This is a genomic window from Sphingomonas sp. CROZ-RG-20F-R02-07 (genome assembly GCF_022662335.1).
Taxonomy (GTDB): Bacteria; Pseudomonadota; Alphaproteobacteria; order Sphingomonadales; family Sphingomonadaceae; genus Sphingomonas.
On record NZ_JAKNQJ010000002.1, the window covers coordinates 47,011 to 69,399 of the forward strand.

A 22,389-nucleotide genomic window follows, 5' to 3' on the forward strand; every position below is an offset into this window, starting at 1 on the left:
GCCTCTAGGATATTTCCATGCCCAAAGTCCTGATTTCCGACAAGATGGATCCCCGCGCCGCGCAGATCTTCCGCGAGCGCGGCGTCGAGGTGGACGAGATCACCGGCAAGACGCCCGACGAACTCGCCGCGATGATCGGCGAATATGACGGCCTTGCGATCCGCAGCTCGACCAAGGTGACCAAGGCGATCCTCGAGCACGCCACCAACCTGAAGGTGGTGGGCCGTGCCGGCATCGGCGTGGACAATGTCGACATCCCCGCCGCCTCCGCCAAGGGCGTGGTGGTGATGAACACCCCGTTCGGCAATTCGATCACCACCGCCGAACATGCCATCGCGCTGATGTTCGCGCTCGCGCGCCAATTGCCCGAGGCGGATGCCAGCACCCAGGCGGGCAAATGGGAAAAGAACCGCTTCATGGGCGTCGAGCTGACCAGCAAGACGCTGGGGCTGATCGGTGCGGGCAATATCGGCTCGATCGTCGCGGATCGCGCGCGTGGCCTCAAGATGAAGGTGGTGGCGTTCGATCCGTTCCTCACCCCCGAGCGCGCGATCGAGATGGGCGTCGAGAAGGTGACGCTGGACGAGCTGCTCGCCCGCGCCGATTTCATCACGCTGCACACGCCGCTGACTGACCAGACGCGCAACATCCTCTCGGCCGAAAACCTCGCCAAGACGAAGAAGGGCGTGCAAATCATCAACTGCGCACGCGGCGGCCTGATCGACGAGGCGGCGTTGAAGGCGGGGCTCGATTCGGGGCAGATCGGCGGCGCCGCGCTCGACGTGTTCGTCGAGGAGCCGGCCAAGGCGAGCCCGTTGTTCGGCACGCCCAATTTCGTCAGCACGCCGCATCTGGGCGCCTCCACCACCGAAGCGCAGGTCAACGTCGCGATCCAGGTCGCCGAGCAGATGGCCGATTTCCTGATGTCGGGCGGCGTCACCAACGCGCTCAACATGCCGAGCCTGTCGGCGGAAGAAGCGCCGAAGCTGAAGCCGTACATGGCGCTCGCCGAAAAGCTCGGCAGCCTTGTCGGGCAGCTGGCGCATGGTTCGATCTCGGGCATTTCGGTCGAAGTCGAGGGCGCTGCGGCCGCGCTCAACCCCAAGCCGATCACCGGCGCGGTGCTGGCGGGCTTCATGCGCGTCCACACCGATACGGTGAACATGGTCAACGCGCCGTTCCTCGCCAAGGAACGCGGGCTCGACGTGCGCGAGGTGCGGCGCGAGCGCGAGGGCGATTACCATACGCTCGTCCGCGTGACGCTCAAGACCGATGCGGGCGATCGCTCGGTGGCGGGCACGCTGTTCGGCGATCAGGCGCCGCGGCTGGTCGAGCTGTTCGGCATCAAGGTCGAGGCCGATCTGGCCGGGCCGATGCTCTATGTCGTCAACGAAGATGCGCCGGGCTTCATCGGCCGGCTCGGCACCACGCTGGGCGCCGCCGGTGTCAACATCGGCACCTTCCACCTCGGCCGGCGTCAGGCCGGCGGCGAGGCGGTGCTGCTGCTGTCGGTGGACGAGGCGGTCACCGCCGACCTGTTGACCCAGGTGCGCGCGCTGCCCGGCGTAAAGACCGCGATGGGCCTGGTGTTCTGAACCCGGCGATGCGGGGAGGATTGCGCTTGGAGCCGCTCGCGCTATCAGCCGCTTCATGACCGCACTCCTCCCCGAAGGCTTTCACGATCGCCTGCCGCCCTTCGCCGATGCGGCCGCGGCGCTCGAAGCGCGGGTGCTGGAGGCGGCGCGGCGTCACGGCTATGAACGGGTCGACCCGCCGCTCGCCGAATTCGCCGAAGGGCTGGGTTCGCGGCTGAAGGCGGGCGGGCTGCACGATGCGGTGCGCTTCGTCGATCCGGTGTCGCAGCGGACGCTGGCGATTCGGCCTGATCTCACCGCGCAGGTGGCGCGGATCGCCGCCACCCGGATGGGGCACCATCCGCGCCCGGTGCGGCTCAGCTATGCCGGATCGGTGCTGAAGCTGCGCGCCTCGCAACTGGCACCCGCGCGCGAGCTTCGCCAGATCGGCTGCGAGCTGATCGGCCTCGATTCGGTCGCGGCGGCGGGCGAGGTGGTCGGCGTCGCGGTCGCGGCGCTCGCGGCGGCGGGCACGGGGCCGGTGTCGATCGATTTCACGCTGCCCGATCTGGTCGATACGCTCGCGGCGGGGCCGTTGCCGGTGCGCGACATCGCCGGCTTGCGCGACCGGCTCGATGCGAAGGATGCGGGCGGGGTCGCCGCGCTCGCGCCCGATTATCTGCCGCTGGTGGCGGCGGCAGGGTCGTTCGCCACCGCCATGGCGCGGCTGCGGGCGTTCGATGCGCATGGCGTCCTCACCTCGCGGCTCGATGCGCTGGCGCGGATCGCGGCGGCACTGGGCGATGGCGTGCGGCTCACGCTCGATCCCACCGAGCGGCACGGGTTCGAATATCAGAGCTGGCTCGGCTTCTCATTGTTTGCCGACGGCATCGCGGGCGAAGTGGGGCGTGGCGGCACCTATACGATCGTCCACGAGAACGGCAGCGAGGAGCCGGCGACCGGCTTCTCGATCTATGCGGACGCGCTGGTGGGGCAGGCGGGCGGCGGCGAGCGGCGTCGGCTCTTCCTGCCGCTCGCTACGCCGGCCGCGCAGGCTGCGGCGCTCCGCGAGGCCGGCTGGGTGACGGTGGCGGCGCTGGAGGCGGACGATACGCCCGAAGCGCAACTGTGCACGCATGTCTGGCGCGAGGGGCAGGCAGTGCCGCTCGGCGGTTGACACGGGCGCCGGGCAGCCGCTAGGCGCGCCTCCGCAATCATTGGACACACCCGTCGCGCCGAGTCCTGTCGAAGGGCGCGCGGGTCCGCTCGGCAGGCGGAGCTTGGTACATGGCGAACGTGGCAGTCATCGGCGCGCAATGGGGCGACGAGGGCAAGGGCAAGATCGTCGATTGGCTCGCGAGCCGCGCCGACATGGTGGTGCGCTTCCAGGGCGGCCACAATGCCGGCCACACGCTCGTCGTGGGCGACAGCACCTATAAATTGTCGTTGCTCCCGTCGGGGCTGGTGCGCGGGACGCCCTCGGTGATCGGCAACGGCGTGGTGCTCGATCCCTGGGCGCTTCGCGACGAGATCGCCCGGCTCGGCGCCCAGGGCGTGGTCGCCACGCCCGACACGCTGCGCATCGCCGACACCTGCGCGCTGATCCTGCCGTTCCACCGCGACCTCGACGCGCTGCGCGAGGATGCGAGCGGCGCGGGCAAGATCGGCACGACGCGGCGCGGCATCGGCCCGGCCTATGAGGACAAGGTCGGCCGCCGCGCCATCCGGGTGTGCGATCTGGCGCATCTGGACGATCTGGGCGCGCAGCTCGACCGGCTGACCGCACATCACGACGCGTTGCGGGCGGGTTTCGGCGAGCCGCCGATCGATCGCGCGCGGCTCCTGTCCGATCTGCGCGAGATCGCGGGCTTCGTCCTGTCCTTCGCCAAGCCCGTCTGGCGCGACCTGAACGCGGCGCGCGCGGGCGGCAAGCGGATCCTGTTCGAGGGCGCACAGGGCGTTCTGCTCGACAACGATCACGGCACCTATCCCTTCGTCACCTCGTCCAATACGGTGGCGGGGGCAGCGGCGGCGGGATCCGGCATCGGTCCATCGGGCGTCGGCTTCGTGCTCGGCATCGCCAAGGCCTATACCACCCGCGTCGGCTCCGGACCGTTCCCGACCGAGCTTCACGACGATGTGGGGCAGGGGCTCGGGCAGCGCGGCCATGAATTCGGCACCGTCACCGGCCGCAAGCGGCGCTGCGGGTGGTTCGATGCGGTGCTGGTGCGGCAATCGGCCGCGGTCGGCGGGATCACGGGGATCGCGCTCACCAAGATCGACGTGCTCGACGGGATGAACTCGGTGAAGATCTGCACGGGCTATCGGCTGCGCGGCGAGACGCTCGACTATTTTCCCGCCCATGCCGCGGATCAGGCGCAGGTGGAGCCCGTCTACGAGACGATGGAGGGCTGGCAGGGCACGACCGCGGGCGCGCGGAGCTGGGCCGATCTGCCGGCGCAGGCGATCAAATATATCCGGCGGATCGAAGAGCTGATCGCGTGCCCGGTCGCGCTCGTCTCCACCAGCCCGGAACGCGCCGACACGATCCTGGTGCGCGATCCCTTCGCCGACTGACATGAAAAACCCGGCCGAGCGGGGCTCGGCCGGGTCCGTTATTTTCGTTCGCGGAGCGCGATCAGCGCGGCGGAGTCGTGGTGCCGGTCGTGCTCGTGCCGTTGTTCGAACCGGTGGCTCCATCCATCGTGCCCATCGTTCCGGTCGTGCCGCCCATGGTACCCGTGGTGCCCATCGTGCCGGTGCTCGTACCACCGCTCATCGTGCCCGTGGTCGAGCCGCCCATCGTGCCCGTGGTGGAGCTACCCATCGAGCCCTTGCGCGAGCCACGACGGCCGGTCGAACGCGTCTGAGTCGTGCTGCCGGTCGACATGCCGGTCGTTCCGCTCTGCATCGACGTGCCACCCGAAACCGAACCGGATGCCGAACCAGCGGTGCCACCGGTCGTCTGTGCCATTGCGGCGGCGGGAAGGATCAGCGCCGCAGCGCCTAAGGCCATGATGATGCGCATGTTTTCTCTCCAGGATTGACAGAAGCTCCAACGGTTGGATCGTCCGTCCGTTCCCTGGTCAGCCGCATTGGGCGCGGTGGAGGAGCGCCTGATCCGCCAGAACGAGCGCGATCATCGCCTCCACGACGGGCACGCCGCGGATACCGACACAGGGGTCGTGGCGCCCCTTGGTCGCGATCTCGGTCGCGCTGCCGTCGCGGGCGATCGTCGGCATGGGCGTGAGGATCGAACTGGTCGGCTTGAACGCGACGCGCAGCCGGACGGGCTGACCGGTCGCGATCCCGCCCGCGATCCCGCCGGCATGGTTGGCGAGGAATTCTGGGCCACCGCCCGTTCCCGGCGGCGCGGGCCGCATCGGATCGGCATTGGCCTCGCCGGACAGCGCGGCGGCGGCGAACCCGTCGCCGATCTCGACGCCCTTCACCGCGTTGATCCCCATGCATGCCGCCGCAAGCTCGCTGTCGAGCTTGGCGTAGAGCGGTGCACCCCAGCCGGCGGGCACGCCCCTCGCCTCTGCCGCGATCACCGCGCCGAGCGACGATCCGGCCTTGCGCGCATCATCGACCAGCGCTTCCCACCGCACGGCCGCCTGCGCATCGGGGCAGAAGAACGGGTTGGCATCGATCTGCGCATCGTCGAAATTGGCCGGATCGATCGCGTCGCCGCCGATCGCCTCGACCCAGGCGCGGACGCGGACCTGCGGGATCACCAGCCGGGCCACCGCGCCCGCCGCCACGCGCGAGGCGGTCTCGCGCGCGGACGAGCGGCCCCCGCCGCGGGGATCGCGAAACCCGTATTTGGCGTCATAGGCGTAATCGGCATGGCCCGGCCGATAGGCGCGGGCCACCTCGGAATAATCCTTCGATCGCTGATCGACATTCTCGATCATCAGGCTGATCGGCGTGCCCGTCGTATGCCCCTCGTACACGCCCGACAGGATGCGCACCGCATCGGGCTCGCGGCGCTGCGTCGTGAAGCGCGAGGTGCCGGGGCGGCGCCGGTCGAGCCAGGGCTGGATATCGGCTTCGGCGAGCGCGATCCCCGGCGGGCAGCCATCGACCACCACGCCGATCGCCGGCCCGTGGCTTTCTCCCCAGGTGGTGAAGCGGAAGACGCGGCCGAAGCTGTTCCAGCTCACGCCAGCGCGATGTCCGGCGCGTCTTCGGCCTTCATGCCGATGACGTTGTAACCCGCGTCGACATGGTGGATTTCGCCCGTCACGCCGCTCGCCAGATCGGAGAGCAGGTACAGGCCGGCGCCGCCCACATCCTCGATCGTGACGTTGCGCTTCAGCGGGGAATTCAGCTCGTTCCACTTCATAATATAGTTGAAGTCGCCGATGCCGCGCGCCGCCAGCGTCTGGATGGGGCCCGCCGAGATCGCATTCACGCGGATCGCGTCGCGGCCCAGATCGACCGCGAGATATTTGACGCTCGTCTCCAGCGCGGCCTTGGCGAGCCCCATGACATTGTAATGCGGGATGACCTTCTCGGCGCCGTAATAGCTGAGCGTCAGCAGGCTGCCGCCATCAGGCATCATGCGCGCCGCGCGCTGCGCCACCGCCACGAACGAATAGACGCTGATGTTCATCGTCATGGCGAAATTGTCGAGCGTGGTGTCGGCGAAACGGCCGCGAAGCTGAGTCTTGTCGGAAAAGCCGATCGCATGGACGACGAAATCGATCGTCGGCCAGGCATTGCTCAATTCGGCGAAGGTGGCGTCGAGCGCATCCATGTCGGACACGTCGCAATCGAAGAGGCGCGCGACGCCGAGTTGCTCGGCGAGCGGGCGCACCCGCTTTTCCATCGCTGCGCCCTGATAGCTGAACGCGAGTTCGGCGCCCGCGTCGGACAGCTTCTTCGCGATCCCCCATGCGAGCGATTTGTCGTTCGCCAGACCCATGATGAGTCCGCGCTTGCCCGCCATCAAACCGTTCACGCGACCACTGCCTCCATCGTTGTGCCGTGGGGCGTCTGTAGCGCCGGTTCGGGTGGTTCCGCCAGCGCCGCGTTCAGATGCGCACCGAAGACGAGGCCGAGCCCGATCAGGTAGAAGAACAGCAGCGCGACGATCACGCCCGCCAGGCTGCCATAGGTGAGGTCGTACCCACCGAGCCTCGCCAGCACGAGCGGCAGCGCCGCCGTCATCGTCACCCACCAGACCGTGGTGAACAATGCGCCCGGCCATTTGCGGCAGTTCGTTTCGCGATATTTGGCCGGCGTCACCGAATAGAACAGCATGTAGAGCGCGCCGAACATCACGAGGCCGGGGATCGCGCGCGAAATCCCGATCCACGTCGCGGCGTTCTGCGCGAACGGCAGCAGGCGATAGATGAACTGTTCGACTGCGGTGAGGATGCCCTGAACGAGGAACGACACCAGCGCCAGGATCACCGACGCGATGATGGCGAACGTCGTGCCCAGACGCGAGCGCCACAGCGGCGTCTTGCTCGTGGTGCCATAAGCACGGCGGAAGATGTCGCGGATCGTCTCGACGAAGCTTCCGACCGTCCAGAGCCCGACCAGACCGCCCAGCCACAGCAACGACCCGGTGCGCGCCGCCAGCACGTCGGCGATCGGCTTGCGCAGCAGATCGCCGACATTGGGCGGCAGCACATGGAGGAACGAGCTGACCGCACGCTGCGTCTCCGTGCTCTGCCCGAGCAGCGACAGCACCGCCGCCGCCACGATGAAGAACGGAAACAGCGTCATCAACGCGAGATAGGCGAGGTTCCCGGCATAGATGAACCCGTCATTATAGACGCCCAGACTCGTTCGCTTGAGCACCTGGAAGGCATAGCTGCCGGGCCCGATCTTCGCGAGCTGGTGATCGATCCGAGCGCGAGGGCCCCGGTTCTTGGCCCGGTCTTCCGGGGTCAGCGCATTGGGCTCGTCCATGGGCGTCAGACGCCCATGGCGGCTCTGGGGTTCCCGGCATTCGCCGGCGACCAATGTTCGACGAATTCCCGCAGCGCCGGATCTTCGCCGGGCACGTCCACCATCAGCGTGATGAGCTGGTCGCCGCGGCCACCGCCTTTCTTGTGAAAGCCCTTGCCCTTCAGGCGCAACGTCTTGCCCGATGTCGTGCCCTTGGGGATGGTCAGGTTCACCGGCTTCTCGACGGTCGGCGCGCGGATCGATCCGCCCAGCACCGCCTCGGCAAGCGTGATCGGCAGATCGAGCCGCACGTCGTCGCCGTCGCGGATGAAGAAACGGTGCGACTGCACCTCCAGCGTGACGATCGCATCGCCAGCCCCGCCGGGGCCGCTCTCGCCCTTGCCGGCCAGCTTCATCTGCGTTCCGGTCTCGACGCCGGGGGGCAGCTTCAGGTCAATCGACTTGCCGTCGCCCAGCGTCACGCGCTGCGGGTTGAGCGTCGCGGCATCGATGAAGGGCACCTGGAGCCGATAGGCGATGTTGGCGCCCTTGGGCTGCGGCCGCCGCCCGAAGCCGCCGGCGAACCCGCCGCCGCCCCGCTGGCCGCCGCCGAACAGCCCCTCGAAGATGTCACCCATGTCCGCTTCGCCGCCGCCGAATTCATAGCCCTGGCTGCGAAAGCCGCCGCCGGCACTAGCGGGCCGGCCGCCGCCGCCCTGGCCGAAGCCGAACGGCGCGGCGGGATTGCCGTCGCCATCGATCTCGCCGCGATCGAAGCGCGCGCGCTTGTCCTTGTCGTTCAGCAGGTCATAGGCGTTCGTCACCTGGCTGAAGCGCTCGGACGCCTTGGGATTGTCCTTGTTGCGATCGGGATGCAGCTCCTTGGCGAGCTTGCGATACGCTTTCTTGATGTCGGCCTCGGTCGCGCTGCGGGCGACGCCCAAGGTCTGGTACGGATCGGCCATTCTGTCCCCGTTCGGTGTGTTACGGGGATATGTAGGTCATGGGGGCGGGCGCGCCAATCCCGGCCGGCGTTTCGATCGGCGCCACGTCCACGCTGACCGTCATGTCCTGCGCCGCGGATCCCAGCACCACGCCGTCGACGGGCGCGATCTCGGTATAGTCGCGCCCCACCGCCATGACGATGTGATCGGCCGCCATCCAGATGCCGTTGGTGGGATCGAGCCCCACCCAGCCGATCGCGGGGCCGCACCACAGCAGCACCCAGGCATGGGTCGCATCGGCACCCACCAGACGCGGCTGGCCAGCCGGCGGGATCGTGCGGATATAGCCCGAGGCATAGGCGGCCGGCAGCCCCGCGCCGCGCAGGCCCGCGATCATGATCTGCGCGAAATCCTGGCAAACGCCGCGGCGCTGGACGAAGGCGTCGTGCGGGGTGGTGTCGACGAAGGTCGCATCGCCGTCATAGACGAATTCGCGCTGGATGCGCTGCGCCAATGCCATCCCCGCCTCCAGCGCGCCGCGACCGGGATCGAGATCGGGCGCACACCAGTCTGCGATGGCACGGTCGAGCGGGATGAGGGGCGAGGGGTAGAGATAGCCGGCGGGACCCGCCGCGGAGGCATCGCGGCTGAGCCGCGCCATCGCCGCGACGTCCGCCAGCGTCGGATCGTCGGGGGAGGGAATGGGGATCAGCCGATCGACCATGATTCGCGACACGCTTTCGATCGTCAGCGTGCGGACGGGCGAATCGACCACCAGCCGGGTGACGTTGGCGAGCCCGGCCTCGGCATGCGCGGGAAAGGTGTGGCCGGCCGGGTGGACGCTCAGCGTATAGGAATCGAGCCGCTGCCCCGGCCAGTCGATCGGCTTCAGCCGCAGGTTGCAGCGCGCGAACTTGACGTTGGCGCCGTAATCGAAGGTCGTGATGTGGCGAATGTCGTAGATCATGCGAGCGTCAGGCCGGTTTCGCGCAAGGGTTCGGCACCTTGCAGGAAATAGCGCCGTGCGATCGCATCCGACAGCGCGCCCAGCCGCCGTTCGATATCGCCCAGCATATCGGCATCGAGCCGGGCGGCGGTCGTGGTGGCGGGAATGGCATTCAGCGCGATGCCCTGGGCCTGTTGCGGCTCGGCCATGCCGTCGTCGTCGAGTACGGGCAATTCGGACAGGCGCTCGACGATCCGCTGCGTCTGATAGGCGAGCGCACGCGGGTTGCCGGGATCCAGCGCGACGAGATCGACCACGGGCACGCGCGCGATCCCGGTGAGGTAACGCTGGCGATAGCTGATCTGGCTGTCGGCGAGATCGAGCAGCGTGGACAGATCGTCCGCGCGGGCACCCGCCATGCCGAACAGGCGGCAGGCGCGCGCGATCGTCGTCGCCCGTTCGATCCGGCGGCCGAGATCGAGGAACCGCCAGGCCGCGGTCCGCCCCATATGCTCGGCCGAGAGCCCGGCGATCGCGGCATAGCGGCGCTGGAGCGAGCCGGCGCGGTCGAGCAGCCCCCGGTGCGTGGGAAAGGGCGCCTCGAGCAGCCGGATCATGTCCGCCGACAGCCGGTCGCGCGAGCCGTCGCCGATGGCGCGCGCGTGGCGGTTGAGCGCCGCCACCGATTGCCAAGCGCTATCCTCCATCGCGGTGCGGGCGAAGGCCTGAAGGTCGGCGCGGCGCAGCGACGGCGGGTGCGGCGCGGCGCCCGCGCCCGCGATCAGCCCGGCCAGGCGCCCCACCGTCTCGCCCGCGAGCGCCGCGCCGCCATCCGCATCGATCGAATGGCCGAGCAGCACGCGGATCGCGCCGAGCAGCGCCTCGCCGCGTTCGAGATAGCGGCCGAGCCAGAAGAAATTGTCCGCGACGCGGCTGGGCAGCGTGCCGGGATTGCGGCGGATGTGGAGCGAGTCGCTGGCGGGCAGCAGCGAGACGGGCGCGACGGGTTCCGGCCCATGGACGCACACATCGGCGGACCAGGTGCCTTCGCCCATCACCGCGGCGCGGACATCGGCCAGCGCGCCGATCCGCGCGAAGCCACCGGGCAGCACCGTCCAGCCGCCATCGGCCCCGCGCGCCGCGAACACCCGGAGCGTAAAGGGGCGGGCAGCGAGCGCATCCTCCACGACGACGGGCATGGTCGAGAGATGGACCATTTCCTGCCCGACATAATCCTGCGGGCGCCGGGCCATATCCGTGAGCAGCGCCGCGCGCGCATCGCCCGTGATCTCGGCCCCCGGCACCGGCAGTCCGCCCGGCAGGCCGAGTGGCGCGGCGGCGAAGGCGGGGCCGATCAGCAGCGAATCGAAGTCCTCGCGCACCCGCGCCGCCTCGTGCGGCTGGCCGCACCACCAGGTCGCGATATTGGGCAGGCGCAGATCCTCGCCCAGCAGCCGCTTGGCGAGCGCGGGCAGGAACGCACCGAAGGCGGGCGCTTCCAGGACGGCAGAGCCCGGCGCGTTCGAGATGACCGCGTTTCCGGCCGCATAGGCGTCGATCAGCCCCGGCACCCCGATCTGCGAGCGCGAATCGAACGCCAGCGGATCGAGCATCCGCGGATCGACCCGGCGCCACAGCGCATCGACGCGCTTCAGCCCGGCGATGGTGCGGACATAGAGCTTGTCCTCCAGCGCGGCGAGATCGGCGCCCTCGACCAGCAACAGCCCCAGATAGCGCGCGAGATGCGCCTGTTCGGGATACGTCGGGTTGTAGCGGCCGGGCGTCAGCAGCCCGATCCGGGGATCGCTGCGCTTGCACAAGGCGGCGAGCCCTTCGCGGAAGGCGGCGAAGAAGGGCGCGTGACGCTGCACGTTCAGCCGCGCCTGCAAGCCGCCGAGCGTGCGCCCCAGCGCCAGCCGGTTTTCGAGCGTATAGCCCGCGCCGGCGGGGGCGCGCAGATGATCGGCCAGCACGAACCATTCGCCGGTGGGCCCGCGGCCGAGATCGATCGCGACGAACTGCAGGTGCCGGCCGCCCGGCGGTTCGATCCCGACCATCGGCCGCAGGAAGCCGGCGCTGCCGGCGACGAGCGCGGCGGGCAGCAGGCCGCGTTCGACGAGGCGGGCGGGGCCGTAGAGATCGGCGATCACCGTCTCCATCAGTTCGGCGCGCTGGATCACGCCGCGCGCGATCGCGTTCCACTCCCCGGTGCCGATCAGCAGCGGTACCGGAGAGACGGGCCAGGGCCGTTCGTCCGCCTCGCCGACGATGCGGAAGCCGGTGCCGATATCGGCGGCGTGGCGCTGTACGCGTTCGCGGGCATGGCCGAGATCGTCCGAGGCGACGCTCGCCAGTTCCTCGAACATCGCGGGCCAGGCGGGATCGTCGCTGCCACCGAGCACGTCGCCGGCATGCGCGTGGGTGCGATACTCCGCGATCCAGCGGCGGGCGTGGACGCTCGCGTCGAACAGGGGGGCGGGATCGCTCGCCATCGCCAATGCTTGTCCGATCCCCGTTTGCACCCCGCCTTTGCTGGACGGTTCATCGGATCGAGGCAACCGTGAAATGCGCGCGCGCTACAGGTCGGGCAGGGTCTGGTCCGCGACGCCCCATCCGGCGAGCGCCGCGGAGGCCGCCCGCGCGATCAGTTCGTCCGCGTCGGTCACATGGTAGCGCGCCGCGGTGTCGAGGTCGCGCAGCTCGGTCCAGGAGACCGGCGCGGCGACGGGCGCTCCGGCGCGTGCGCGCGCCGAATAGGGCATGATCGCGGTGGCGCCACGCTGGTTGCGCAGCCAATCGATGAAGATCCGCCCCTTGCGCTTCGCCTTGGCCATCACCGCCACGAAGCGTTCGGGCTCGGCACCCGCCAGCGCGCGGGCGAACCGGTCGGCGAAATCCTTCACCTGCGGCCATTCGGCCTCGGGCGTCAGCGGCACGACGACATGGACGCCCTTGCCGCCCGACAGCATCGGGAAACTCGCCAGACCGATCTCTGCCAGTTGGTCGCGCAGATGCTCTGCCGCCGTCTTCGTTTCGCCGAAGCCCAGCCCCTCGTCGGGATCGAGGTCGAACACCATGCGATCGGGCCGTTCGAGCGCGGCATTGGCCGAGCCCCAGCCATGAAATTCGATCGATCCCATCTGAACGCACGCCACCAGCCCGTCGGCATCGTCGACATAGAGGTAATTCTCGGTCGATCCGTCCTTTTCGCGGATCGGCACTTGATGGACCTGTTCGCCGAAGCTGCCGGCATCGTGCTTCTGGAAGAAACAGGCGCGGCCACGCCCCTGCGGGCAGCGGACCAGGCTGACCGGCCGGTTCGCGACCCAGGGCAGCATGATCGCCGAGACCTGCGCGTAATAATCGGCGAGCATGCCCTTGGTGATATCCGAATCGGGAAAGATCAGCCGGTCGCGGCTGCTGACCTTCACATGGATCTCGGGCGCGGTATCGACCACAACGGGCGTCTCTGCCACCACCGCGTCCGCCGGCTTGTCCGCGCGCAGGCCGAGAAAGCTCGAATGGCGCAGCACGCCGTCGGGCGTAGTTTCGGCAAAGGCGACTTCGGCGACCATTTCGGGCTTCACCCAGCGCGCGCCGCGCACCGCGGCCTTGGGCGCCTTCACCGTCGGCGTGTCGGCGGCGACGGCGTCGAGCCGTTCACGCAGATCGTCCATGGTCGCCTGGTCGAAGCCGGTGCCGACTTTGCCCGCATAGACGAAACCGTCCTCGCCCTTCACGCCCAGCAGCAGCGACTTGAAGCCGCGCTTCTTGTCGGATGGTAGCCAGCCGACGATCACGAATTCCTGCCGGTGCGTGCATTTGGTCTTCAGCCACGCGGTGGTGCGCTTACCGACATAGGGCGCGTCGGCGCGTTTCGAGACCACGCCTTCCAGCCCCTCGCGACACATCGCTTCGAAAAGCTTCTCGCCCGCGCCGACGATGTGGTCGGCGAACTGGATGCGCTCGCCGCCGGGGATCAACGGGCGCAGCCGTTCCTTGCGATCGAGATTGGCAAGCGGCGTCAGATCCTCGCCATCCTGCATCAGGATATCGAAGGCGAAGAACGTCATGTCGCCCGCGTTCGCGATCGCGTCCTTCAGCGTCGAGAAATCGGGTTTGCCGTCCTTATAGGCGACGATCTCGCCATCGATCAGCGCGGTCCTCGCAGGGAGCGCCGCGGCGGCCTCGGCGATCGCGGCGAACTTGTCGGTCCAGTCTAGCCCGGTGCGGGTGAAGACCTTCGCCTTGCCGTCCGCGATGGCGATCAGCGCGCGATAGCCATCATATTTCACCTCGTGCAGCCAGGCCCCGCCGGCCGGCACCGCATCGACGAGCGTGCAGAGCTGAAGGTCTCGGAAGAGGGGCGGCACGGCATCATCCCCGGCATGCTCGAGCCGGGTGGCGCGCTTGGGCTTGCGCGACGGTGATGGCGAGGCAGGGGGCGCGGCCTTGCCCTCCGCGATCTCCGCCATGGTACGGCCGGTGGACACGCTGGTGAGCGCATCCTCGACCAACAGGTCGGTGCCGCCCGCGTCCGCATCGGCGACCTTGCGCAACAGCCAGTTCTCGCCGCGCTCCTTGCCGCGCGGTTTCAGGCGGACGAGGATCCATTCGCCCTTCATCCGCTCGCCTTCGAGGATGAAATGAAGATGGCCCTGTTCGATATCCTTCGCGCTCTTGCCCGCGACCGGTGCCCAGGTGCCGCGATCCCACAGCATCACCGTGCCGCCGCCATATTCCCCGGCCGGGATCGTGCCCTCGAACGTCGCATAGGAGAGCGGATGATCCTCGGTGCGCACGGCCAGACGCTTCTCGTCCGGGTCGAGGCTCGGGCCGCGCGTGACCGCCCAGCTTTTCAGCACGCCGTCCACCTCCAGCCGGAAATCCCAGTGGAGCCGGCTGGCGTCGTGCTTCTGCACGATGAACGAATTGCCATTGCCGGGCGCGAGCGTGCCCGCGGGTTCGGCGGTCTTCGCGAAATCGCGCTTGGCGTTGTAGCGCGCGAGCGGATCGGGCTTGGCGTCAGGCACGTTTCTTGGCCGGTGGCTTCCGGGCGGCGGGCTTCTTTTCGGCCGGCGCCTTGTCCGCCGGCGGCTTTGCGGCGGTCGGCTTCCTGGCTGGTGTCTTGTCGGCCGTGGCGCCGCCCATCGACTTCTTCAGCGCCGCCATCAGGTCGACGACGTTCGATCCCGATTTGGTCTCGCCCTTGTCCTCGATGATCGTCTCGCCCTTGGCCTTGCGCTTGCGCTCCACCAGATCCTTCAGCGCATCGACATAGCGGTCGTGAAACTCCTGCGGGTGGAAGGCCGCGGTCTTCTTGTCGATCAGCGCCTGGGCAAGATCGAGCAGCTCGGGATCGGGCTTGTCGTCGGGGATCTCGCGGAAATAGCCTTGCGCCTTGTGCACCTCGTCGGCGTAGCGCAGCGTTTCCAGGACCATGCCGCGCCCGCACGGCTTCAGGCTCACGACATATTCGCGGCCGCGCATCGCGAGCTGGCCGAGCCCGACCTTCTTCGACTGGCGCAGCGCCTCGCGCAGCACGATGAACGCCTCCTCCGCCAGATCGTCGGCGGGGACGACGAAATAGGGCTTTTCGTAATACAGCACGTCGATCTCGCTCGCATCGACGAACTGGGTGAGTTCGAGGGTCTTTTTCGATTCGAGCTTCACCGCGTCGATCTCGTCCTGCTGGAGCAGGACATATTCGCCCTTCGAGACTTCATAGCCTTTCATGATCTCGTCGGTGTCCACCGGGCCCACGCCCGTCACCACCTTCTCGTAATGGATCGGCTGCCCCGAGGGTTCGTGGATCTGCTTGAAGGAAATCGCCGCGCCGGATTTGGTCGCCGAATAGATCTCGACCGGGATCGACACCAGCGCGAGCCGGATCTGTCCCTGCCAGTAAGCGCGCGCGGCCATGCCTGTTCCTCGTTGCGGATCCGATTCAATCATCGGCAGCGGGAGTCGTTCCGCCGGTTTCGCCGGGCACGCGATCCCGCTATGGGGCGGCGATGGCCGACGATCCCTTTGCGCTGTTCGATAGCTGGTTCGCCGAAGCGAACGCGAGCGAACCCAATGATCCCAATGCGATGGCGCTCGCCACCGTCGGTACGGACGGCCGCCCGTCGTCGCGCATGGTGCTGCTGAAGGGGCATGGCCCCGATGGTTTCGTGTTCTACACCAATCGCGAAAGCCGCAAGGCGGGCGAGTTGGCGCAGAATGCCGAGGCGGCGTTGCTGTTCCACTGGAAGTCGCTGCGCCGGCAGATCCGGATCGAAGGATCGGTCGTGCTGGCGAGCGACGCCGAGTCGGATGCCTATTTCGCCTCGCGCGGGCGTGATTCCCGGCTCGGCGCCTGGGCATCGGACCAGTCGCGGCCGCTTGACGCGCGCGAGACGTTCGAGGCGCGGTTCGCCGCGATGCAGGCGCGATTCGAGGGGCAGGACGTTCCCCGGCCGCCGCATTGGGGCGGCTACCGCGTGGTTCCCCGCGCGATCGAATTCTGGCAGGATCGCGCGCACCGGCTGCACGAGCGCCGGCTGTTCACGCGCACCGATACGGGCTGGAACGAGGGATTGCTGTTCCCATGACTCAGGACGAACGCAGGAAGGTGATCCCGCTCGCGACGCGCGCCGCGCTGGCGAGCGTTGCGATGGCGACCGCGCTGCTCGTGCTGAAGGGCGTGGGCGCGTGGTTCACCGGGTCGATCGCGATGCTCGGGTCGCTCGCCGATACCGGGCTCGATCTGCTCGCCAGCCTCGTCACGCTGTACGGGGTCCGCCTCGCCGCGACGCCCGCCGATCACGACCACCGGTTCGGCCATGGCAAGGCGGAGGCGCTGGCGGCGCTGTTCCAGGTGGGGCTCATCACCGCCTCGGCGGTGGGCATCGCGTGGCGCGCGATCCTGGCGTTCGGCGAGAATACGCCCACCAGCGACGCCAATTTCGGCATCGGCGTCTCGGTCGCGGCGATCGCGGCGACCGCGGTGCTGCTCTGGTATCAGCGCCAGGTGATCCGCCGGACGGGATCGGTCGCGATCCTGGCGGACAACGTCCATTATCAGTCCGATGTGGCGCTGAACGGATCGGTGATCGTCGCGCTGGTGCTCGATCAATATCTGGGCTGGCACAAGGCCGATCCGGTCTTCGGCATCGTGATCGCGCTGTGGCTCGCCTGGGGCGCGTTCCAGGCGTCGTCGAGCGCGATCGATCAGTTGATGGACAAGGAATGGCCCGAGGATCAGCGCATCGCGTTCCTCGACGTGGCGGCACGGCAAGAGGGACTGAAGGGCATTCACGATTTCCGCACCCGCCGTTCGGGTGCGCATGATTTCGCGCAGTTCCACATGGAGGTCGATCGCGATCTGACGGTGGGCGCGGCGCATGATCTGGTCGAGGCGGTCGAGCATAATCTGCGCCGCGCCTTTCCCAAGGTGGAAGTGCTGATCCACCTCGATCCCGAAGGCCATGTCGATACCGACAATCCGCTGATCGAGGCGGACGTGACCCCCCATTGGTTCGGGAAGCGAATCTGATGCGCATTCCCTTCACCCAGATCGATGCGTTCGCCGATGGCCCGTTCGGCGGCAACCCCGCGGCGGTGATGCCGCTGGCCGCATGGCTGGACGATGCCGTGCTGCTGGCGATCGCGGCCGAGAACAACCTGTCGGAAACCGCCTTCCTCGTTCCCGCGGACGGGACGGAGGCGGATTTCGAGCTGCGCTGGTTCACACCCGCGGCCGAAGTCGCTCTATGCGGCCACGCCACCTTCGCCAGCGGCCATATGGTGCTGTCGTCCGATCCCGCGATCGATCGCGTGCGCTTCGCGACGCGGCGCACCGGGATCCTCGAAGTGGCGCGAGACGGCGCCGGCTATCGGATGCGGCTGCCGGCCTGGGCCCCGTCGCCGCGGCCACTCGACTCGATCGTCGCCGCACTCGGCCTGGCGCCCGAAGCGGTCGAGGCGACCTTGTGGCACGAGAAGGGCTATGCGCTCGTCATCGTCGGCGACGAAGCGCGCGTGCAGGATTGCGCGCCCGACATGCGCGCGCTGGCGGCCGAGGGCGGGATCGTGGCGATCGTCGCTGCGGCAGGCGCCGGTGGCGCCGGCGCGACCGACATCGTGAGCCGGGTGTTCGTGCCCGCCTTCGGCATCGACGAGGATCCGGTGACGGGCTCTGCCCATGCGGTGATGGTGCCCTATTGGGCGCAGCGCCTCGGCCGCGGCCGGTTCACCGCGTTCCAGGCGAGCGCGCGGGGTGGCCGGCTGACCTGCACGCTGGCGGGCGACCACGTGATCCTCGGGGGCACGTGCGTCACCGTGATCGAAGGCGCGTTCCTGCTGCCTTAACGCCCCGGCTTGCGACTCCGGCCGCGCGTCATCGGATCGGGCTTTGTCGGCTTCACCCAGCCTTCGGGCGGTGTCATCCGCTGCTGGCTGGTGCCGAGGCCCATCGCGCCCGGCTGTTGGCGCGTAAGGCCGGCGGTGTCGGCCGCGCTATCGTCGGCGCCGCCGCGCAACAGGCTGATCCGGTCGCGCAGCCGCTGCGCCTCCTCGAAATCGAGCCGCGCGGCAGCGGCCTCCATCGCGGTGCGCAGCTCCTCGATGGTCATGCCGCGATCCGCGCCGCCTCGGTCGCCGCGATCCAGCCGCCGCCGAGCACCCGTTCTTCCGCATAGAGCACCGCGGCCTGGCCCGGGGCGACGCCATATTCGGGCGCGTCGAACACCACCCGGTCTCCCACGAGGCGCGCGGGCACGGGCTTGGCCATCGAGCGCACCTTGGCGGTGAGCGGCCCCATAAAATCGCCGCCCAGCCAGTTCATCCGCTCGATCCGCGCCGCGCCGACCGCCAGTGCGGCACGCGGGCCCACGACGACGCGCCGCGTCTCGGGTTCGAGCCGTACGACATAGAGCGGTTCGGGCGTGCCGCCGATCTCGAGCCCGCGGCGCTGGCCCACGGTGAAGTGGATCAGGCCGCGATGCTCGCCCATCTTGGCACCGGCGAGATCGACGATGTCGCCCGTGGTGTCGATGCCGGGCCGCAGCTTCTTCACCAGCCCGGCATAATCGCCGTCGGGGACGAAGCAGATATCCTGGCTGTCCGGCTTGGCCGCGACGCCCAGGCCGATCTCGGCGGCGATCTCGCGCACCCGCGTCTTGGGCAGGGCGCCCAGCGGAAAGCGCAGATAATCGAGCTGCGCCTGCGTCGTCGCGAACAGGAAATAGCTTTGGTCGCGCGCCGGATCCGCGCCGCGGTGGAGTTCGGCGCCGTGCTGGCCCTCGATCCGGCGGACATAATGGCCGGTGGCGAGGCAATCGGCCCCCAGATCGCGGGCGAGCGCCAGCAGATCGGTGAATTTCGGGCCCATATTGCACTGGACGCAGGGGATCGGAGTGCGCCCGGCGAGGTAATCGTCCGCGAACGCGTCGACCACCTGCGTGCGGAAGCGCGTTTCATGGTCGAAGACGTAATGGGCGATGCCCAGCCGGTCGCACACCGCGCGCGCATCGCGGATGTCGCGCCCGGCGCAGCACGATCCGGCACGCCCCACCGCTTCGCCATGATCGTAGAGCTGAAGCGTGACGCCGATCGTCTCCGCGCCCGTCGCATGCGCCAGCGCGGCCACCACCGAACTGTCGACGCCGCCCGACATCGCCACCACGATGCGCTTGGTGCCCGCCGCGGGGCCGAGCTGGAAATCCACCTTGTCCATGATGCGAACGCTCTACAGCAGGCGGCGCGGCCATGCAAAATCGCGTGGGTTCACGAAGCGTTGCACCGGGCTTTACCCCGCCTTCACCCCCTCGCGCCTAGAGCGGCGATCCCGAACATGACGATGGTGCCCGCGCGTTGGATCTGAGCTTTCCCCGTTTCGACAAATCCCGCGAGCTCGGCACGTGCGAGCTCGCGGTGCTGCGCGGGGATCTGTCGGTGCTGCTGGTGGGGATCGTCGCACGCCAGGTGTCCAGCCCCACCGCGGGGATACAGGCGCTGTTCCTGCCCGACCCCGACTCGCGGCTGTTCGCGCCGCTGGACGGCGCGTTCAACGGCCAGATGGCCCGGGCGCTCATTCGCTGGAAAGACGGATGAAGACTGCGTTTACCCAAGGATTTCAGGCGATCTTCAAGCCCGCCCGTTATCGCCGAGCATGGAATTTGGAAGGGGTTTCCGGCCCCATCGAGGTTGAAGAATGATCGAGAACCAGAAAATTCGTCCTGCCAAGGTCATCGGTCCACTGGGTGAGGAGCTGACGCTCGACTCACTTCCGCCGCCGTCCACCACGCGTTGGGTGGTACGCCGCAAGGCCGAGGTGGTGGCCGCGGTGAATGGCGGGCTGCTCTCGGTGGATCAGGTGTGCGATCGCTATGGTCTCACGCCCGAGGAGTTCGCCGGATGGCAGCGCGCGATCGATCGATCGGGCATGCCGGGGCTGCGCGTCACGCGCATCCAGCACTACAAGTCGCTCTACGAACGTCAGCAGAAATACTGAGGCCGCGCATTAACGAAACGCACACGGAACAATTGCGCGAGCTCGCGAGTCTCACTCCCATCGCCCGGCTTACGGGTTCAACGGAGGGAATGCGACATGGGTATCATCATCTGGCTCATCGTGGGTGGCGTCGTGGGCTGGCTGGCCAGCCTAGTCATGCGCACCGATGGCCAGCAGGGCATCCTGCTCAACATCGTCGTCGGCATCATCGGGTCGGTGATCGCGTCGTTTCTGTTCGGTGGCGGGATCAACCAGGTCATCACGATCACGACGTTCATCTATTCGCTAATCGGCGCGATCATCCTGCTCGCGATCGTCAATCTCGTGCGTCGCGGCACCGTCCGCTGACACCATAAGGTTCGTCACGAAAAAGGGCCGTCCGGGCGACCGGGCGGCCCTTTTCTCATTGGGGCTCAGTCGAGCAGGAAGCGCACCGACAGCGTGACGGTCACGTCCTTCTCGCCGGCGGCGATCGGCGTGCTGTCCTTCATCGCCATCGTCCGCATCATCGCCATCGGCGGGTTGCCGCCGCCCGCATTCTCGCCGTTTTCGGCAATAGAGATCATTCGCACGACATGCAGCCCGGCGGCGCGCGCATAAAGGTCGGCGCGGGCGCGGGCGCGCTTCACCGCATCGGTGCGCGCCTCGTCGAGTGCGGCATCGGGCTGGTCGATCGAGAGATTGGGACCCTCGATCTGGTTCGCGCCTTCGGCCACCAGCGCATCGAGGATCGCGCCGGCCCGCGCCACGTCGCGGAAGCGGATCGTGACGCCGTTGCTGGCCTGATAGCCGGTGACGACGGGGGGCTGGTTCTCGGCATAGCGATATTGCGGATTGAGCGAGACGTTGGCGGTCGCCACGTCGCGCGGCGCGACGCCCGCCTTCTTCAACGCCGCCAGCACGCGCGTCATGCGCTGGGCATTGTCGCCGAGCGCGGCGGCGGCGGCGGCCGCCTGCGACACCACGCCCGCGTGGATCGTCGCCACGTCGGGCACGCGCATGGTACGCCCCTCTGCGGTCACGTCGAGCAGCGTGCCGGCGGCGGGAACGAGCGGCTCGACCGTCGCCGGCCCCTGCGCGGAGGCGGCGCCGGCGAGGGGCAGGGCGGCAAGCGCCGCGAGCAAGGCGGGTTTCAGGGCAGGCATCGTGTATCTCCCGGTCACGACAGAATGTTGCGTCGATAGCGCCGCTCGTGCCCCGGAGCCAGCGAACCGATCCTGAACGGACGCTTCACCTTGCGGAAAGCGCTGCTTTCGCACACACCCGCCTTCGAGTGCGCGGGGGCCACTTGAGCATAGTGACTTATTGGGCTAACACAGCTTGAGGCCGGGTGGCTGGCGGGACGGGGATGGGCAGGCGATGAATTACGAACCGCGGCAGATCGGTGGCGAGGAACAGATGGCGCTGCCGGACTATACCGCGCCGCGCAGGGGCCGGCGGACGGGGATCATCGCCGTCCTCGTCGTGCTGGCGATCGCGGTCGCGTGGTTTGCGATGCATCGCAAGGCGCCCGTGGCGGCCAAGCCCGGCGAGCAGGTGCCCAACGTCTCGGTCGTGGTGCCGGGCCGTTCCACGATCGACCGCACGATCTCCGCGAACGGCACGCTGGCCGCACGCCGCGAGATGCCGGTGGGCGTGGCGGGCGAGGGCGGCGCGGTGACGCGCGTGCTGGTCGAGCCGGGCACCTGGGTGCAGGCCGGGCAGGTGCTGGCCACGGTTGATCGCTCGGTCCAGACGCAGACGGCGAGCTCGATGCAGGCGCAGGTCGCGGTGGCCCGAAGCGATCAGGTGATCGCGCAGGCCGAGCTCGAGCGCGCGCAGCAACTCGTCGATCGCGGCTTCATCTCCAAGGCCGATCTGCAGCGCAAGGTGGCAACGCGCGACGCCGCGGCGGCGCGGGTGGCGGTCGCGCAGGCGTCGCTTCAGGAAACGCGCGCGCGCAACGGCCGGCTCGATATCCGCGCGCCGGCCGCCGGGCTGGTGCTCACGCGCACCGTCGAATCGGGGCAGGTGGTCAGTTCGGGTTCGGGCGTGCTGTTCCGCATCGCACAGGACGGGCAGATGGAGATGCGTGCCGCGCTCAGCGAATCGGATCTCGCCGGGCTGCACGTCGGCGCCCGCGCCACCGTGACGCCGGTCGGCAGCACCCAGGGCTTTCCGGGATCGGTCTGGCAGGTCTCGCCGGTCATCGATCCGCAGACCCGCCAGGGGATCGCGCGCGTCGCGCTCGCCTATGCGCCCGAACTCCGTCCCGGCGGCTTCGCGGCCGCCACGATCGTCAGCGGCGCCAATGTCGCGCCGCTGCTGCCCGATTCGGTGCTTCAGAGCGACGACAAGGGCAATTTCGTGTATATCGTCGGCGCCGGCGACAAGGTGGAGCGCCGCAACGTGCGCGTCGGGCCGGTGTCCGATGCGGGCGTGACGATCCTGTCGGGGCTGAACGGCACCGAGCGGGTGGTCGTCTCCGCCGGTGGCTTCCTGGCGCCCGGCCAGCATGTGAATCCCATCGTCGAGAAGGCGCACTGA

The 22,389-nt window shown here is 68.6% G+C and carries 22 protein-coding genes; 10 read left to right on the forward strand and 12 right to left on the reverse strand.

The genetic code is table 11. The features are described 5' to 3' along the window. Window positions 1–17: 17 nt before the first annotated feature. The 3 genes from serA (at window position 18) to L8H00_RS04120 (ending at window position 4,151) form a co-directional block, all read left to right on the forward strand. The gene (gene serA / locus L8H00_RS04110; RefSeq protein ID WP_242095976.1) at window positions 18–1,595 is read left to right on the forward strand and encodes a phosphoglycerate dehydrogenase; all 1,578 of its coding nucleotides are present in this window, start codon (window positions 18–20) and stop codon (window positions 1,593–1,595) included. A 55-nt stretch (window positions 1,596–1,650) separates the two neighbouring features. Then, window positions 1,651–2,751, forward strand: a complete 1,101-nt coding sequence (locus L8H00_RS04115) for an ATP phosphoribosyltransferase regulatory subunit (protein ID WP_242095977.1) — start codon at window positions 1,651–1,653, stop codon at window positions 2,749–2,751. 110 nt (window positions 2,752–2,861) lie between these two features. Continuing rightward, the gene (locus L8H00_RS04120; RefSeq protein WP_242095978.1) at window positions 2,862–4,151 is read left to right on the forward strand and encodes an adenylosuccinate synthase; all 1,290 of its coding nucleotides are present in this window, start codon (window positions 2,862–2,864) and stop codon (window positions 4,149–4,151) included. A gap of 61 nt (window positions 4,152–4,212) precedes the next feature. On the opposite strand, the gene L8H00_RS04125 is transcribed toward L8H00_RS04120, so the two are convergent. The 9 genes from L8H00_RS04125 to L8H00_RS04165 form a co-directional block, all read right to left on the reverse strand. Further along, window positions 4,213–4,602: a hypothetical protein gene (locus L8H00_RS04125; RefSeq protein ID WP_242095979.1), complete on the reverse strand. Its 390-nt coding sequence runs from the start codon at window positions 4,600–4,602 to the stop codon at window positions 4,213–4,215. Between the two features lie 58 nt (window positions 4,603–4,660). Continuing rightward, complete coding sequence (aroC, locus tag L8H00_RS04130) at window positions 4,661–5,740, reverse strand: chorismate synthase (RefSeq protein WP_242095980.1); 1,080 nt, start codon at window positions 5,738–5,740, stop codon at window positions 4,661–4,663. Then, a complete protein-coding gene (gene fabI / locus L8H00_RS04135; RefSeq protein ID WP_242096266.1) occupies window positions 5,737–6,528 on the reverse strand; it encodes an enoyl-ACP reductase FabI in 792 nt (263 codons plus the stop codon). The genes aroC and fabI overlap by 4 nt, the downstream gene beginning before the upstream one ends. Before the next feature lie 8 nt (window positions 6,529–6,536). Further along, window positions 6,537–7,499: a YihY/virulence factor BrkB family protein gene (locus L8H00_RS04140; protein WP_242095981.1), complete on the reverse strand. Its 963-nt coding sequence runs from the start codon at window positions 7,497–7,499 to the stop codon at window positions 6,537–6,539. Between the two features lie 5 nt (window positions 7,500–7,504). Beyond that, on the reverse strand, window positions 7,505–8,443 hold the full coding sequence (locus L8H00_RS04145; protein WP_242095982.1) for a DnaJ C-terminal domain-containing protein: 939 nt from the start codon (window positions 8,441–8,443) through the stop codon (window positions 7,505–7,507). Window positions 8,444–8,462: 19 nt separating this feature from the next. Beyond that, window positions 8,463–9,389 carry a transglutaminase family protein gene (locus L8H00_RS04150; RefSeq protein ID WP_242095983.1) on the reverse strand — a complete coding sequence of 309 codons (927 nt, stop codon included), beginning with the start codon at window positions 9,387–9,389 and terminating at the stop codon, window positions 8,463–8,465. Further along, a complete protein-coding gene (locus L8H00_RS04155) occupies window positions 9,386–11,860 on the reverse strand; it encodes a circularly permuted type 2 ATP-grasp protein (RefSeq protein WP_242095984.1) in 2,475 nt (824 codons plus the stop codon). Before L8H00_RS04155 ends, L8H00_RS04150 begins: the two co-directional genes overlap by 4 nt. A gap of 84 nt (window positions 11,861–11,944) precedes the next feature. After that, entirely contained in the window at window positions 11,945–14,401 is a 2,457-nt protein-coding gene (gene ligD / locus L8H00_RS04160) for a DNA ligase D (protein WP_242095985.1), read from the reverse strand. Beyond that, entirely contained in the window at window positions 14,394–15,290 is an 897-nt protein-coding gene (locus tag L8H00_RS04165; protein ID WP_242095986.1) for a Ku protein, read from the reverse strand. Before L8H00_RS04165 ends, ligD begins: the two co-directional genes overlap by 8 nt. A 92-nt stretch (window positions 15,291–15,382) precedes the next feature. On the opposite strand from L8H00_RS04165, the gene pdxH reads away from it, so the two are divergent. Genes pdxH through L8H00_RS04180 form a run of 3 tightly spaced genes read left to right on the forward strand, consistent with a single transcriptional unit; the run spans window position 15,383 to window position 17,720 of the window. Continuing rightward, window positions 15,383–15,961 carry a pyridoxamine 5'-phosphate oxidase gene (gene pdxH / locus L8H00_RS04170; protein ID WP_242095987.1) on the forward strand — a complete coding sequence of 193 codons (579 nt, stop codon included), beginning with the start codon at window positions 15,383–15,385 and terminating at the stop codon, window positions 15,959–15,961. Continuing rightward, window positions 15,958–16,905: a cation diffusion facilitator family transporter gene (locus L8H00_RS04175; RefSeq protein WP_242095988.1), complete on the forward strand. Its 948-nt coding sequence runs from the start codon at window positions 15,958–15,960 to the stop codon at window positions 16,903–16,905. Before pdxH ends, L8H00_RS04175 begins: the two co-directional genes overlap by 4 nt. Then, a complete protein-coding gene (locus tag L8H00_RS04180; protein WP_242095989.1) occupies window positions 16,905–17,720 on the forward strand; it encodes a PhzF family phenazine biosynthesis protein in 816 nt (271 codons plus the stop codon). The genes L8H00_RS04175 and L8H00_RS04180 overlap by 1 nt, the downstream gene beginning before the upstream one ends. On the opposite strand, the gene L8H00_RS04185 is transcribed toward L8H00_RS04180, so the two are convergent. Then, window positions 17,717–17,983, reverse strand: coding sequence for a UvrB/UvrC motif-containing protein (locus tag L8H00_RS04185; protein ID WP_242095990.1), 267 nt, complete (start codon window positions 17,981–17,983; stop codon window positions 17,717–17,719). The two genes, L8H00_RS04180 and L8H00_RS04185, sit on opposite strands and share 4 nt — an antisense overlap. Next, complete coding sequence (gene mnmA / locus L8H00_RS04190) at window positions 17,980–19,086, reverse strand: tRNA 2-thiouridine(34) synthase MnmA (RefSeq protein WP_242095991.1); 1,107 nt, start codon at window positions 19,084–19,086, stop codon at window positions 17,980–17,982. Before mnmA ends, L8H00_RS04185 begins: the two co-directional genes overlap by 4 nt. 137 nt (window positions 19,087–19,223) lie before the next feature. Here mnmA and L8H00_RS04195 point away from each other — a divergent pair, with 137 nt between their 5' ends. The 3 genes from L8H00_RS04195 to L8H00_RS04205 all read left to right on the forward strand — a co-directional run bounded on the left by L8H00_RS04195 (window position 19,224) and on the right by L8H00_RS04205 (window position 20,211). Continuing rightward, window positions 19,224–19,463, forward strand: a complete 240-nt coding sequence (locus L8H00_RS04195; RefSeq protein ID WP_242095992.1) for a hypothetical protein — start codon at window positions 19,224–19,226, stop codon at window positions 19,461–19,463. 100 nt (window positions 19,464–19,563) lie between these two features. Then, window positions 19,564–19,863, forward strand: a complete 300-nt coding sequence (locus L8H00_RS04200) for a DUF1153 domain-containing protein (protein WP_242095993.1) — start codon at window positions 19,564–19,566, stop codon at window positions 19,861–19,863. A 96-nt stretch (window positions 19,864–19,959) separates the two neighbouring features. Then, complete coding sequence (locus L8H00_RS04205) at window positions 19,960–20,211, forward strand: GlsB/YeaQ/YmgE family stress response membrane protein (RefSeq protein WP_242095994.1); 252 nt, start codon at window positions 19,960–19,962, stop codon at window positions 20,209–20,211. A 65-nt stretch (window positions 20,212–20,276) separates the two neighbouring features. Here L8H00_RS04205 and L8H00_RS04210 read toward each other — a convergent pair whose 3' ends face one another. After that, window positions 20,277–21,008 (reverse strand): SIMPL domain-containing protein, encoded by a 732-nt coding sequence (locus L8H00_RS04210; protein ID WP_242095995.1) that lies wholly within the window; start codon window positions 21,006–21,008, stop codon window positions 20,277–20,279. 214 nt (window positions 21,009–21,222) lie between these two features. Between L8H00_RS04210 and L8H00_RS04215 the strand changes: the two genes are divergently transcribed. Beyond that, window positions 21,223–22,389 carry an efflux RND transporter periplasmic adaptor subunit gene (locus L8H00_RS04215; protein WP_242095996.1) on the forward strand — a complete coding sequence of 389 codons (1,167 nt, stop codon included), beginning with the start codon at window positions 21,223–21,225 and terminating at the stop codon, window positions 22,387–22,389.

What these genes read in the sequence shown, in the direction of transcription:
- L8H00_RS04150 (WP_242095983.1), bottom strand. Translation starts at nt 9,389, where the DNA reads ATGATCTACGACATTCGCCACATCACGACCTTCGATTACGGCGCCAAC.
- L8H00_RS04120 (WP_242095978.1), top strand. Translation starts at nt 2,862, where the DNA reads ATGGCGAACGTGGCAGTCATCGGCGCGCAATGGGGCGACGAGGGCAAG.
- L8H00_RS04155 (WP_242095984.1), bottom strand. Translation starts at nt 11,860, where the DNA reads ATGGCGAGCGATCCCGCCCCCCTGTTCGACGCGAGCGTCCACGCCCGC.
- L8H00_RS04125 (WP_242095979.1), bottom strand. Translation starts at nt 4,602, where the DNA reads ATGCGCATCATCATGGCCTTAGGCGCTGCGGCGCTGATCCTTCCCGCC.
- L8H00_RS04200 (WP_242095993.1), top strand. Translation starts at nt 19,564, where the DNA reads ATGATCGAGAACCAGAAAATTCGTCCTGCCAAGGTCATCGGTCCACTG.
- L8H00_RS04145 (WP_242095982.1), bottom strand. Translation starts at nt 8,443, where the DNA reads ATGGCCGATCCGTACCAGACCTTGGGCGTCGCCCGCAGCGCGACCGAG.
- L8H00_RS04180 (WP_242095989.1), top strand. Translation starts at nt 16,905, where the DNA reads ATGCGCATTCCCTTCACCCAGATCGATGCGTTCGCCGATGGCCCGTTC.
- L8H00_RS04115 (WP_242095977.1), top strand. Translation starts at nt 1,651, where the DNA reads ATGACCGCACTCCTCCCCGAAGGCTTTCACGATCGCCTGCCGCCCTTC.
- L8H00_RS04140 (WP_242095981.1), bottom strand. Translation starts at nt 7,499, where the DNA reads ATGGACGAGCCCAATGCGCTGACCCCGGAAGACCGGGCCAAGAACCGG.
- serA (WP_242095976.1), top strand. Translation starts at nt 18, where the DNA reads ATGCCCAAAGTCCTGATTTCCGACAAGATGGATCCCCGCGCCGCGCAG.
- pdxH (WP_242095987.1), top strand. Translation starts at nt 15,383, where the DNA reads ATGGCCGACGATCCCTTTGCGCTGTTCGATAGCTGGTTCGCCGAAGCG.
- L8H00_RS04210 (WP_242095995.1), bottom strand. Translation starts at nt 21,008, where the DNA reads ATGCCTGCCCTGAAACCCGCCTTGCTCGCGGCGCTTGCCGCCCTGCCC.
- L8H00_RS04175 (WP_242095988.1), top strand. Translation starts at nt 15,958, where the DNA reads ATGACTCAGGACGAACGCAGGAAGGTGATCCCGCTCGCGACGCGCGCC.
- L8H00_RS04185 (WP_242095990.1), bottom strand. Translation starts at nt 17,983, where the DNA reads ATGACCATCGAGGAGCTGCGCACCGCGATGGAGGCCGCTGCCGCGCGG.
- mnmA (WP_242095991.1), bottom strand. Translation starts at nt 19,086, where the DNA reads ATGGACAAGGTGGATTTCCAGCTCGGCCCCGCGGCGGGCACCAAGCGC.
- fabI (WP_242096266.1), bottom strand. Translation starts at nt 6,528, where the DNA reads ATGGCGGGCAAGCGCGGACTCATCATGGGTCTGGCGAACGACAAATCG.
- L8H00_RS04205 (WP_242095994.1), top strand. Translation starts at nt 19,960, where the DNA reads ATGGGTATCATCATCTGGCTCATCGTGGGTGGCGTCGTGGGCTGGCTG.
- L8H00_RS04165 (WP_242095986.1), bottom strand. Translation starts at nt 15,290, where the DNA reads ATGGCCGCGCGCGCTTACTGGCAGGGACAGATCCGGCTCGCGCTGGTG.
- L8H00_RS04215 (WP_242095996.1), top strand. Translation starts at nt 21,223, where the DNA reads ATGAATTACGAACCGCGGCAGATCGGTGGCGAGGAACAGATGGCGCTG.